This is a genomic window from Pantoea sp. K16, from assembly GCF_048452805.1.
Classification (GTDB): Bacteria; Pseudomonadota; Gammaproteobacteria; order Enterobacterales; family Enterobacteriaceae; genus Pantoea; species Pantoea agglomerans.
In genome coordinates this window covers 105,036-117,483 of the sequence record NZ_JBLWNV010000009.1, presented here as the reverse complement: position 1 = coordinate 117,483, position 12,448 = coordinate 105,036, and the positions used below count along the sequence as shown (strand labels likewise).

Sequence of the window (12,448 nt, the reverse complement as noted above, 5' to 3'; positions counted from 1 at the left end):
ACACATTTTTGGCGGCAGTAAACTGGCAGGATTAACAGTAACAAACAAATAATCACTTAAATTAACAGTGGAGGCGTATCGTGCCAGCTGAAAATATCTGCGTTATCGGGTTAGGTTCCATGGGCATGGGTGCCGCGAAATCCTGCCTGCGTGCCGGTCTCAATACCTGGGGTGTCGATTTGAATCCCGCCGCGCTTGAGAACTTACGCCAGGCCGGCGCGCGTGATGCGCAGCCTTCAGCATCCGCCTTTGCAGACCAGCTTGATGCCGTTTTGCTGCTGGTGGTAAATGCGCAGCAGGTTAACGCCATTCTGTTTGGTGAAGAGGGCCTGGCCGCAAAACTGCGTCCCGGCACCGTGGTCATGGTCTCATCCACATTGTCCGCCCGGGATGCGCAGCAGATTGAACAACAGCTGGCGCAATATCAGCTGCTGATGCTGGATGCACCGGTCTCCGGCGGTGCCGCTAAAGCGGCCAGCGGTGAGATGACGGTGATGGCGTCCGGCAGCGACGCGGCCTTTACGCAACTGCAATCTGTACTGGATGCCGTGGCAGCCAAAGTTTATCGCGTGGGCAGTGAGATCGGCCTCGGATCAACCGTCAAAATTATCCATCAGCTGCTGGCAGGTGTTCACATCGCGGTCGGGGCAGAAGCGATGGCGCTGGCGGCGCGTGCCGGCATCCCGCTGGAAACCATGTATGAAGTGGTCACCAACGCCGCAGGCAATTCATGGATGTTCGAAAACCGCATGCGGCATGTGGTGGATGGCGACTACAGCCCGAAATCGGCGGTCGATATCTTTGTGAAAGATCTCAACCTGGTGGCCGATACCGCGAAAGCCTTGCACTTCCCGCTGCCGCTGGCCTCAACCGCCCTCAATATGTTCACCGAAGCCAGCAACGCCGGTTACGGCCGTGAAGATGACAGTGCAGTAATTAAAATCTTCAGCGGCATCACGCTGCCGCAGGCAGAGGAGAAAATCTGATGCGGCTTGGCGTGATAGCGGACGATTTTACCGGTGCGACTGACATCGCCAGTTTTCTGGTGCAGAACGGGCTGATCACTATTCAGTTCAACGGCATTCCTGACAGCGAGGAAACCACAGAGGCGCAGGCGATTGTGATCAGCCTGAAGAGCCGCTCCTGTCCGGCAGACCAGGCGGTTGCTCAGTCGCTGGCTGCGCTGGCCTGGCTGCAGAAGCAGGGCTGTGAGCGTTTCTACTTCAAATATTGTTCCACCTTCGACAGTACCGCGCAGGGCAATATCGGTCCGGTAACCGACGCCCTGTTGCAGGCGCTGGGTGAAACGCAGACGGTAATCTGTCCGGCGCTGCCGGTGAATGGCCGCACCGTTTATCAGGGCTACCTGTTTGTTGGCGATCAGCTGCTGTCAGATTCCGGTATGCGGCATCATCCCGTCACACCGATGCACGACAGCAACCTGCTGCGGCTGATGACATCACAGGCGACGGGCAAAGCCGGGCTGATCGCTGCGGCACAGGTCGATCAGGGCGCTGAGTCAGTACGGCAGGCGCTGGGTCAGCTGGCGGCGCAGGGGATCAACTACGTCGTAACTGACGTCCTGCATCAGGAACATCTGTTGACCCTGGGCGAAGCACTGAGCGATCTGCGCCTGGTCACCGGCGGTTCCGGGCTGGCCATCGGTCTGGCACGGCAGTGGGCGACGGCTGAGAGTGATGCAAAAGCGGAGCAGGCAGGCCGTCCGCAGGGCGATCGCGCCGTGGTGCTTTCCGGTTCCTGTTCACAGATGACCAATCGTCAGGTCGCCGCGTACCGCCAGCTGGCACCGGCCTGCGAAGTTGAGACTGAACGCTGTCTGGAAGATGCCGGGGCTTATGCCCGGCAGTTATGCGACTGGGTGGAAGCGAACAGCGATCAGACGCTGGCACCCCTGCTGTTTGCCACCGCTGACGCGCAACAATTGCAGGCGATTCAACAGCGTTTTGGCGCTCAGCGCAGCAGCGAAGCCGTTGAGCAACTGTTTGCTGCCGTCACCCGCGAGCTGAAACGGCGCGGATGGCAGCGCTTTATCGTGGCGGGTGGCGAAACCTCCGGCGTGGTCGCGCAGAGCCTGGGTGTGACGGCCTTTCATATCGGCCCGACGATTTCGCCCGGCGTGCCCTGGGTGCGCGACATTCATCAGCCGCTCTCTCTGGCACTGAAATCGGGCAATTTTGGCGATGAAGATTTCTTCCGCCGCGCGCAAACGGAGTTTACTGATGTCTGAATCTTTCTCTTTAACAGAACAGCAGGCGCGTGACGAGATGGTGCGTCTTGGCGCTTCGTTCTTTCTGCGCGGCTATGCCACCGGCTCGGCGGGCAACCTCTCAATGTTGCTGGAGGATGGCAATCTGCTGGCGACTCCCACCGGTTCATGCCTGGGTGAATTACAGGGTGACCGGCTGGCCAAAGTCACGCCTGACGGTGAATGGCTCTCAGGCGATAAACCCTCCAAAGAGATTGCGTTTCACCGCGCGCTCTATCTGAATAATCCCGACTGCAGGGCGGTGGTGCATCTGCATAGCCACTACCTGACGGCGCTCTCCTGTTTACAGGGACTGGACACGGACAACTGCATCCGTCCGTTTACCCCCTATGTGGTGATGCGTGTCGGTGATGTGCCGGTTGTGCCTTACTACAAGCCGGGTGATGGGCGACTGGCCGAGGATCTCGCGGCGCTGGCTCCACGTTACCGTGCCTTCCTGCTGGCGAATCATGGCCCGGTGGTAGTGGGGAAATCGTTGCAGGAAGCGGCAGATAACACTGAAGAGCTGGAGGAGACCGCCCGGCTGATTTTTACCCTGGGCGACCGCCCAATCCGTTATCTCAATGATGCCGAAGTGGCGGAATTAAGGAGCCGATAATGCCGAAGTTTGCTGCTAACCTTTCGACGCAGTTTACTGAATTGCCGTTTGCTGAACGCTTCGCTGCAGCGGCGGAAGCCGGTTTCACCGCCGTCGAATTTCTGTTTCCTTATGACTATCCCGCCACGCAGATCAAGCAGTGGCTCGATGATAACCAGCTGCAACTGGTGCTGTTCAATACCGCACCCGGCAACGTCGCAGCGGGTGAGTGGGGCGTTTCGGCCATCCCCGGACGTGAAGCAGAAGCAAAGGCGGATATCGATCGCGCCCTGAGCTATGCGCTGGCGCTGAACTGCCCGCAGGTGCACATCATGGCGGCGACGGTGCCGCCCGACGCTGACCGTCAGCGCTACGTTGAGACCTTTATCAGCAATATGCGTTATGCGGCTGAGCGCTTTGCGCCGCACGGCATCATCCTGCTGATTGAGGCGCTGAATCCCACAACCAAACCCAACTATCTTTATGCCAGCCAGTATCAGACGCTGGAGATGGTCGAACAGATCGATCGACCCAATGTCTTCACTCAGCTCGACCTGTTCCATGCGCAACGGGTGGATGGCAACCTCAGCCATTTGATTCGCCACTATGCCGGACGCTATCGGCACGTGCAGATTGCTTCGGCACCGGATCGTCATGAACCGGATGAGGGTGAAATCAATTACCCCTATCTCTACTCACTGCTGGATGAGGTCGGCTATTCCGGCTGGGTGGGCTGCGAATATATCCCGCGCGGCAGCACTACTGCGGGCCTTGGCTGGTTTGCGCCCTGGGCGAGAAAAACCTGATTTAACGGGCTAAAAAAACCGGTGTTTCGGCACCGGTTGAGATTTTTTCGTCCTTTTTCTGACCCTGCACCTGTTTATTCTGTACGCCGATAACCTAAAAAATATAACAATTTCTGAGGTTTACTATGTCCACCGCACTGCTGTTAGCCATAGCGACCGCCAGCATCGTGATCCTGCTGCTGCTGGTCATCAAAGTCAAAGTTCATCCCTTTGTCGCCCTGTTAATTGTCAGTCTGCTGGTGGCCATCGCCACCGGCATTCCGGCTGAAAAAATCATGGAGACGATTATCACGGGGATGGGCGGGCTGCTCGGGCACATCACCATCATCATCGTTCTTGGTGCCATGCTTGGGGCGATTATTGAAGCCTCGGGCGGTGCCGAGTCGCTGGCGCAGCGTTTCAGTAAAACGCTGGGGCTGAAGCGTACCGTTGCGGCATTGACCATGGCGGCCTTTATCCTTGGCATCCCGGTATTTTTTGAAGTCGGCTTTATCATTGTTATTCCGCTGATTTATGGCTTTACCAAAGTGGCGCGGGTCTCGCCGCTGAAGTTTGGCCTGCCGATGGCGGGTGTGATGCTGACGGTACATGTGGCATTGCCGACCCATCCGGGCGCAGCGGCGGCAGCCGGGATCCTGCACACCGACATGGGATGGCTGATGATACTGGGAATCGCGATTTCCGTGCCGGTCGGGATCATCGGCTACTACGTAGCGAAATTCATGAACCGTCGCCACTACCCTCTGTCGGTGGAGGTGCTGGAACAGTTGCAGATGGCCAGGCCGGAAGGGCAGGAAAAGAAGAATGAACCGGCACCACCCGGTGCGCTCACCATCAGCGGCCTGATTGTGGTCCCGATTGTATTGATCGTGCTGGGAACTCTGTCACACACACTGCTGGCTGAAGGGAGTCTGCTGCGTAGTGTGATGACCGTGATCGGCACACCGCCGATTGCCCTGCTGATTGCCTTAGGGCTTGCGGCCTGGCTGCTGGGCGTAAGGCGTGGCTGGAGCAAAGATAAGCTGGAAGATCTGACCGGCCGGGCCATTCCCACCTCAGCCAGCGTGATTCTGGTGGCCGGGGCCGGTGGTGCATTCGGCAAAGTGCTGGTGGAGTCGGGCGTGGGTAAAGCGCTGGCGGTCACGCTTGAAACGCTGCATCTGCCGCTGGTGCCCGCGGCGTTTATCCTGTCGCTGGCGCTGCGTGCATCACAGGGTTCCGCCACGGTGGCGATCCTGACCACCAGCGGTTTGCTGACCCAGGCGGTGACCGGCGTGACGGATATGCAACGGGTACTGGTCACCCTGGCGGCCTGTTTTGGTGGTCTGGGATTGTCGCATGTCAATGATGCGGGATTCTGGGTGGTGACCCGTTATCTGGGACTTTCGGTGGCCGACGGTTTACGCACCTGGACAGTTCTGACAACGCTAATGGGGCTGAGTGGTTTTGCGCTGACCTGGCTGGCGTGGACCGTGCTCTGATTAAGCAGCATCAGAAAGTCTGACCCGGCAGGGGATACCGGGTCAGACTCTTAGTGCTTCAGGAAACCAACTCCTGCGCATAGAGATAGAGCGCTTTAAGCTGCCCAACCTTTTCTGCATCCGCTTCGTGCAGATTCGCCAGACCTTCCAGTTCCTGCATAAACGCCTGCACCCGATCGGCATTAAGCACGTCACGACGGTGCTGCAACCAGCGTTGCTGCTCGGTATCATCCAGCGTGCCGGGGAAGTTACGCGCCCGGTAGCGGAACAGCAGTTTCGCTACCCGTGCACTCTCAAAGCTCAGGTCCAGCGCAGGCAGATTCGCGGGCGCGGTCTGGCGGATAATATTCATCCCCGCCCGGTCGGCATCACTGAAGAAGCCATCATAGAGTTGCGTGTCCACATCATCTGACGGCGTAAACGGCTCCGCTTCGGCAAATAGCGTAACCAGTTTTTCCCGCACGTCGGGCTGCTGACGCAGCAGCGCCAGATTCGCCAGGCAGTGCTGACGATCAATATTCAGCCGGGCCGCATCTTCCGGCCGCAGCGTACTGGCAGGCGCCAGCACCGGACACTTATTGATATGCACCAGTTTGACCGGCACCGCAGGCAGATCGCCGAGATCGTTTTTCGGCGTGTAAAGACGCTCACGCAGCGTGTCGGCATCCAGTTGCAGCAGCGGTGACATGTCGCCCGCCAGATCCACCACAATCAGCGCATTGCGGTTATCGGGATGCCAGGCCAGCGGTACGATCCAACTGGTGTTACCGCGCGCGGCACCGAACATGCCGGAGACATGAACCAGCGGTTTCATCTGCGGGATATCAATCAGGTTCATCAGCTTGTTTTTGTTACGATGGGTAAACAAAAACTCAAACAGTTTTGGCTGCTTCTCCTTCACCAGCTTCGCCATCGCCAGCGTGGCGTAAACGTCGGACATGGCATCGTGCGCATTTTCATGGGAGACGCCGTTTGCTTTGGTCAGATGCTCCAGCCGGAAACTGGGAAAACCTTCTTCATTCTCAGGCCAGTTGATCCCTTCTGGCCGTAACGCGTAGCAGGCACGCATCACGTCGAGCAGGTCCCAGCGTGAGTTGCCGTTTTGCCAGGCCCAGCCATAGGGATCGTAAAAGTTGCGATAGAAGATATTGCGCGTCACTTCATCATCGAAACGCACGTTGTTGTAGCCCACCACACAGGTTTGCTCCGTGGTGAACAACGCGTGGATGCGTTCAGCGAACTCAGCTTCGATCACGCCGCGACTCATCGCTATCTGCGGGGTAATGCCGGTGATCATCACCGCTTCGGGCTGTGGCAGATAGTCATCAGGCGGACGGCAGTAGAACACTTCGGGTTCGCCGACCGGATTAAACTCACTGTCGGTGCGCAGGCCGGCAAACTGGGCTGGCCGGTCACGAGAAGGGCTGGTGCCGAAGGTCTCGTAATCGTGGAAGAGGAAAGTGGGCTGTACGCGGTCGTTATTCAAATTTCATATCCGTTCATTGCGTTCACTAAACTGATGAACAGAAAGTCATCAGGCTTCCCGTTCGCTGGATGCCTTTCTTCATCGGCGCCTGGCTGCTGGTGCGAGAGCGGTGCCTTTGCCGGGCAAGGTCATTCATGCTCAGGCTTCACTTACTACATGGTAAACCATAATCCCACTGGCCTGAAGTTTCGGATGGTAGCGGGGGGGCGTAGTATCTGACTGAGCGGTCAGGGGCAAGGAGTAAAGCGGACTTTTTACCTCTCAGGCTGTAGCTCGCTCATTCCATGAGTCACGATAGATAATATTCCCTTCGACATATTTCCAGGTTATTGCTGCATAGCGTAATTCCGGTGTTTCCAGATGCGTGCTGCTCATGCCGCTGGGTGCAAGGCAGGGCGATACCGTAGTGACCTTAACGTTTTCCAGGATGATATTGAAATATTCGGTCTCATTTCCTGCATCAATTAGCCGTTACCACCCCCCTGCAGGCATCAGCCATACTCGTCGCAGTTCATACTTTTTTTCAATTTATTCAAACCTTCACAACGCTTTTGCCGTAAAACGTGCGGCTGTTTCCGTTTCGTTTTAGAAATTTTCTCTCCCGTGCAATTAAGGATGAAGTGTTGAAAAGGCGTCTGCTGTTCACCGTTACCGCTACTGTTTTTTGGGCCTCGCTGGCGCAGGCTGATGCGATTCCCTTTCCTGTGACGCCTCCGGCGGTTGATGCGGCTTCCTGGGTGCTGATGGATGCCACTACAGGACAGGTTCTGACCGCTGGCAATCCCGATGAACGCCGTAATCCCGCCAGCCTGACCAAACTGATGACCGGTTACGTGGTTGATCGCGCCATTGACCAGAAGAAAATCAGCCGTGACGACATGGTTACGGTCGGAAAAGATGCCTGGGCGGCGGGTAATCCGGTGTTCAAAGGCTCCTCGCTGATGTTCCTGAAGCCAGGCGATAAGCTGAGCGTCCGGGATTTAAGCCGTGGCGTCATCATCGACTCCGGTAACGACGCCTGCGTTGCCCTGGCTGATTATGTGGCGGGCAGCGAAGCGAACTTCGTCGGCATGATGAATCACTACGTTGAGAAGCTCGGCCTGCAGAATACCCATTTTGAAACGGTTCATGGTCTGGATGCGCCGGGTCAGTTCTCCAGCGCGCTGGATATGGCGAAACTGTCACGCGCCATTATTGATGGTGAGCCTGATTTTTATGCCATGTACAGTGAGAAGACCCTGACCTGGAATGGCATTACCCAGAACAACCGTAATGGCCTGTTGTGGGATAATAATCTCCACGTTGATGGGTTGAAAACCGGTCACACTGAGACCGCGGGCTTTAACATCATCGCCTCGAATGTGGTGGGCAAGCATCGCCTGATCGCCGTCGTCATGGGCGGTAAAAGCCCGAAAGGCCGCGAAGAGCAGGCGCGTAAACTGCTGGTCTGGGGACAGAACACCTTTGATACCGTTCAGCTGTTCCATGCCGGTAAGAAAATTGGCAGCGAAAACGTCTGGTATGGCAATCCTCATCAGGTGGATGTGGGTACCGCAGAAGATGTTTATCTGTCACTGCCGCGCAGTGAAGTGCAGAACGTGAAGGCGAAGTACGTCATCGATCGCAAAGATCTGGAAGCCCCGCTGAAAGCCAACGAAGTCATTGGTGAAATTCAGGTGATGGATAAAGATCAGCAGATTGCCCACTATCCGCTGGTGGCGTTGAGTGCGGTTGAACCTGCAGGCGTCATTACCCGCCTGACGGATTATCTCAAGCAGAAGTTCTGATTAGCCGATTGTCAGCACTAAAACGGGTAGCCTGCGGGCTGCCCGTTTTTACTTGCACGCTGGCTGCCCTGAGCGTGTTACTGAGAGCCGATAAAGGTTAAAAAATCACATTAAGTTGTTTTTAACTACCGGGAAAGTATGTGAGGCGGATGTTGATAATTGTAAGCGAACGTCAAAACTGTTTTAAATATCCGGCCCGCGCTAAGCCTGAGCCGCGTTCAGCGTTAAGATAGCCACATCATGTTCCCGCAACCGGAAAGTCATTTTGCGTCCCGATAAGCCCATATCAAAACTGGAGTTCTGGTTTTATCGCCATTATCGCTCCGTCCACGGTGTGCGTATTGCCATCGCCTTTTTGCTCTGCTTTATCTTTGTGCGGGCGACCGATATCCCTGAAGGCACCTGGCCGCTGATTACGCTGGTGGTGGTGATGGGGCCCATCTCCACCTGGGGGAATGTATTTCCGCGCGCACTGCAGCGCATCAGCGGCACGGTCGCCGGGTCAATATCCGGTCTGATCGCCCTGAAGCTGGAGCTGATCTCGATGCCGATGATGCTGGCCTGGTGCGGCGGCATCATGATGATCAGTGGCTACCTGACGCTGGGCAAACATCCCTACATGGCGTTGTTGATCGGGATTACGCTGAGCGTGGTCGTGGGCGCACCAACCGGCGATTTCACGATGGCACTGTGGCGCGGCGGTGATGTGATTCTGGGATCGCTGATGGCGTTGCTGTTTACCGCTATCTGGGCGCAGCGTGCCTATACACACTGGCGCATTCAGCTCTCCGACGCGCTGGCGGAAATGGCAAAAATCTATCACGCCGGCTTCTCACCCAACCTGGTTGAAAAGCCACGCCTCAACAAGCCGCTGGGCAAATTGCTGAGCAGCGTGATCAAAATGCGGGCGCTGCTGGAGCCGTCAAGCAAAGAGACGCGCATTCCAAAATCGGTGCTTGAAGCGATCCAGACCATCAACCGTAATATGGTTTACACCATTGAGATGCAGATTAATGCCTGGTGGGCATCGCGCGAGAGCCATCTGATTATGCTTAACGCGCCTGCATTGCGCCGCACCCAGCAGATGACTGAGAACACGCTGCGGGCGCTGTCGGTCATGGCGATTGAAGGGGAAACGGAAGAGGTGGTGGCTAACAGTCACGAGCTGACCGAAATCAGTGGCGAACTGCGGCGACTGATCGCGGAAGCGGGCAGCGAAGGTCTGGAGGAGACGCCGATCTACGGCTACGTCTGGCTGACACTGGAACTGGCAAAACAGCTGGAACGGATGACCGACCTGATGCGGATGGCGCTGCGCAAATAATCACCTCAGACAATGACTTAATGTGAAACAGGGTTTCTTTGCGCTAAGATAAGAGCCAGTCTGAATTTAGCTGTGAAAATTGCTTACCTGGCGGGCTAGCCGCTAAGCTGATCGTTTTGACTCTCTCCCTGCGTCAGCAGGCTCAAAGAAAGGTGCCATCATGGAAAATGCCAAGCAATCATTTCAGGACGTACTGGAGTTCGTGCGTATGTTCCGCCGCAAAAACAAACTGCAGCGTGAAATTGTCGACAACGAGAAGAAAATTCGCGACAACCAGAAGCGCGTACTGCTGCTCGACAACCTGAGCGAATATATCAAACCCGGCATGAGCGTTGAGGCTATTCAGGAAATCATCGCCAGCATGCGTGTGGATTATGAAGATCGCGTGGATGAGTACATCATCAAAAACGCCGACCTGTCTAAAGAGCGTCGCGAGCTGTCGAAAAAGATCAAAGCGATGGGCGTGGGCGAACACCCGAAAGCGTAAGGGCAGACAGCAGCGCGCAAGCGCCAGACGTCCTATGCAAACCCGCATCCACTCCGGTGGGGCGGGTTTTTTATTGCCTGCGTCAGCGCAGGGTTATTTTCCCGCCAGCCTGCGGGCGATCACCTGTAACTGCTGTGACAGCGCCACTAAATTGACCCGCTCATCAGCAGGCGGGGCGGTGGTCTCCCGGATCACCAGCGTGGTTTCCAGCGCGTTGTCTGACGCCTCTGCTCCCTGAAGCCGGGCCAGCATCCGCTCGACGCTCTGCGCGCCGAGAAATTGCAAATCCTGCCGCACCGTGGTCAGCGGCGGCTGATACCACGCACTCTCGGCGGTGTCATCATATCCAATCACCGATATCTCGCCAGGAATGGCTACGCCATACTGATGCAGCGCCCGCATCGCACCCAACGCCATCTGATCGTTCGCCACCAGCAGCGCCTGCGGCAGATCGTCGGGAAGCTGCGCCAGTAGCGCCTGATAACCCGACTGCGCGCTCCAGTCCCCGCGCAGAGAACAGTGCAGTGTCAGCTGATGATCGGCCAGCGCCTGACGCCATGCATTTTCACGCTGACGGGCCGAGACCGAGCGCAGCGGCCCGTTTAACAAACCAATCTGACGATGACCCAGCGCCACCAGATGTTCAACGGCGGCACGTGCGCCAGACTCATTCGGGTACTGACACTGCGCTACCGCCGCCTGGGGTTCGACATCCAGAAACAGCACCGGTTTGCTGCCGCAGAGCAACTGGATCTGTTGCGCCTCATCTGCCTCCAGCGGCAGGTTGATCAGCAGTCCATCGACCCGCTGTGCCAGCAGTTCATTCACCGTTGCTGCCGCATCGTTACCACTGTCCATGGCGATCACCAGATGATAACCCGCCCCGGCGGCGCGCTGCTGGATCGCTGAGGCGATCTGCGCAGGAGCCATCAGGGCCAGGTCGCTGGTGGCCAGACCCAGCGTGCGCGTCGCCTTACCGGCCAGCTGCTGCGCCACACGATTGGGCACATAATTGAGCTGCAGCATCGCCGCCTCAACCCTTTCCCGCGTGCGGGCTGACACCTGTTCAGAACGATTTAAAACACGTGAAACGGTTTGATATGAGACGCCGGCCAGTTGAGCGACATCATCGAGGGTCACGGAGCGGGAAGTCATTGAACTCTCCAAAAGATGAAGCGACGAGTGTAGCAAATTTTCCTGCTGCACTGCTGCTGCACACCACACTTTCACGACCACAAAAACCGGGTCCGTTGCAGCACCCGGTCACGGTATCTGGCAGGGCCATTAACGCTGCTGCAGATAGACCTGAAGGTTCACATCCACCGCGTTAAGCAGTGGCGTGGCGAGACTATGGCGTTTCGCCCGCAGCAGCAGGTCACCTATCACCTGATCGGCTTCGATATCAAAGCCCTGGGTTAAATCGCGGTACATTGAGGAGGTCATCGGGGTGGCCGGATCGCTTAACAGCTCAAGAATGCGGGCAGTGGCCGCCGGACGCGTCTGATAGCCTTCGGCAGTAATGACTGACAGAATCTCCGAGAAAACACCCTGTAACAGCGCTTCGCCGCCGCGCGAGGTGAGTATCTGTTGGGTATTTCCGCGCGCCAGGCAGCAAACCGCGCCGAGCGTGCTCAGCAGCAGCCACTTCTCCCACAGCTCATCCATGATGTTATCGCTGAATCGGGTATCGACCTGACAGTCACGCAGCGCCGCATCAACCCGCTGCAGTCGCGCATCGTTGTTACCGTCCAGCGCGCCATAATAGAGCTGATGCAGCGGCGTCATCTGGATAACTTCGCCATTGTCACCCAGCGTCGCGTTGATTTTGCACAGGCCGCCAATCACCTTATCTTCGCCGAAACGCTGTTGCAGCGTTGCGATGTGCCGCAATCCGTTCAGAATCGGCATGATCAGCGTTTCCGGACCCACTGCAGGTGCAATATCCTCCATCACCTGATCAAGGGCAAAGCTCTTCACCGTCACGATAATCAGATCATAGTGGCCCGTCAGGCTGCTCGCCTGAGCCAGCTGCGGCTTTAGTGTTTCAGTGCCTTGCGGCGTCTGCAACACCAGGCCGCTGGCCTGAAGCTGCTGATAACGCCGTTCACGGACCAGAAAAGTCACGTCCTGGCCCGCCTGAGCCAGCCGTGCACCAAAATATCCACCGGTCGCGCCGGCGCCTGCCATCAGAATGCGCATCCCACTCTCCCTCT

Annotated in this window: 11 protein-coding genes and 1 pseudogene; 8 read left to right on the top strand and 4 right to left on the bottom strand. The window is 57.0% G+C overall.

Going from position 1 to position 12,448, the window contains the following annotated elements:
• The first annotated feature begins 80 nt into the window (after positions 1 to 80).
• The 5 genes from ltnD to ACK13D_RS13470 all read left to right on the top strand — a co-directional run bounded on the left by ltnD (position 81) and on the right by ACK13D_RS13470 (position 5,151).
• Positions 81 to 986, top strand: a complete 906-nt coding sequence (ltnD, locus tag ACK13D_RS13490) for an L-threonate dehydrogenase (protein WP_228312579.1) — start codon at positions 81 to 83, stop codon at positions 984 to 986.
• Complete coding sequence (otnK, locus tag ACK13D_RS13485; RefSeq protein ID WP_418796610.1) at positions 986 to 2,248, top strand: 3-oxo-tetronate kinase; 1,263 nt, start codon at positions 986 to 988, stop codon at positions 2,246 to 2,248. Before ltnD ends, otnK begins: the two co-directional genes overlap by 1 nt.
• Entirely contained in the window at positions 2,241 to 2,885 is a 645-nt protein-coding gene (gene otnC, locus ACK13D_RS13480; RefSeq protein WP_167423425.1) for a 3-oxo-tetronate 4-phosphate decarboxylase, read from the top strand. The genes otnK and otnC overlap by 8 nt, the downstream gene beginning before the upstream one ends.
• Positions 2,885 to 3,670, top strand: a complete 786-nt coding sequence (locus ACK13D_RS13475) for an HPr family phosphocarrier protein (RefSeq protein WP_039389460.1) — start codon at positions 2,885 to 2,887, stop codon at positions 3,668 to 3,670. Before otnC ends, ACK13D_RS13475 begins: the two co-directional genes overlap by 1 nt.
• Before the next feature lie 125 nt (positions 3,671 to 3,795).
• Entirely contained in the window at positions 3,796 to 5,151 is a 1,356-nt protein-coding gene (locus ACK13D_RS13470) for a GntP family transporter (RefSeq protein ID WP_052270662.1), read from the top strand.
• A 58-nt stretch (positions 5,152 to 5,209) separates the two neighbouring features.
• Here the strand turns inward: ACK13D_RS13470 and sbcB are convergent, their stop codons facing one another.
• Together sbcB and ACK13D_RS13460 are read right to left on the bottom strand one after the other, a co-directional pair.
• Positions 5,210 to 6,637, bottom strand: coding sequence for an exodeoxyribonuclease I (sbcB, locus tag ACK13D_RS13465; protein ID WP_010248022.1), 1,428 nt, complete (start codon positions 6,635 to 6,637; stop codon positions 5,210 to 5,212).
• Positions 6,638 to 6,898: 261 nt separating this feature from the next.
• Positions 6,899 to 7,108, bottom strand: a pseudogene (locus ACK13D_RS13460) (type VI secretion system tube protein Hcp); the annotation flags it as partial.
• 152 nt (positions 7,109 to 7,260) lie between these two features.
• On the opposite strand from ACK13D_RS13460, the gene dacD reads away from it, so the two are divergent.
• The 3 genes from dacD to tmaR all read left to right on the top strand — a co-directional run bounded on the left by dacD (position 7,261) and on the right by tmaR (position 10,235).
• Positions 7,261 to 8,424, top strand: coding sequence for a serine-type D-Ala-D-Ala carboxypeptidase DacD (gene dacD / locus ACK13D_RS13455; protein WP_187495728.1), 1,164 nt, complete (start codon positions 7,261 to 7,263; stop codon positions 8,422 to 8,424).
• A gap of 265 nt (positions 8,425 to 8,689) precedes the next feature.
• On the top strand, positions 8,690 to 9,748 hold the full coding sequence (locus tag ACK13D_RS13450) for an FUSC family protein (RefSeq protein ID WP_010248016.1): 1,059 nt from the start codon (positions 8,690 to 8,692) through the stop codon (positions 9,746 to 9,748).
• A gap of 160 nt (positions 9,749 to 9,908) precedes the next feature.
• Positions 9,909 to 10,235: a PTS system regulator TmaR gene (gene tmaR, locus ACK13D_RS13445; RefSeq protein WP_004571340.1), complete on the top strand. Its 327-nt coding sequence runs from the start codon at positions 9,909 to 9,911 to the stop codon at positions 10,233 to 10,235.
• 93 nt (positions 10,236 to 10,328) lie between these two features.
• On the opposite strand, the gene ACK13D_RS13440 is transcribed toward tmaR, so the two are convergent.
• Together ACK13D_RS13440 and ACK13D_RS13435 are read right to left on the bottom strand one after the other, a co-directional pair.
• Positions 10,329 to 11,390 (bottom strand): LacI family DNA-binding transcriptional regulator, encoded by a 1,062-nt coding sequence (locus ACK13D_RS13440; RefSeq protein WP_346461884.1) that lies wholly within the window; start codon positions 11,388 to 11,390, stop codon positions 10,329 to 10,331.
• 129 nt (positions 11,391 to 11,519) lie between these two features.
• Positions 11,520 to 12,434, bottom strand: coding sequence for a ketopantoate reductase family protein (locus ACK13D_RS13435; protein WP_033758344.1), 915 nt, complete (start codon positions 12,432 to 12,434; stop codon positions 11,520 to 11,522).
• Positions 12,435 to 12,448: the final 14 nt, after the last annotated feature.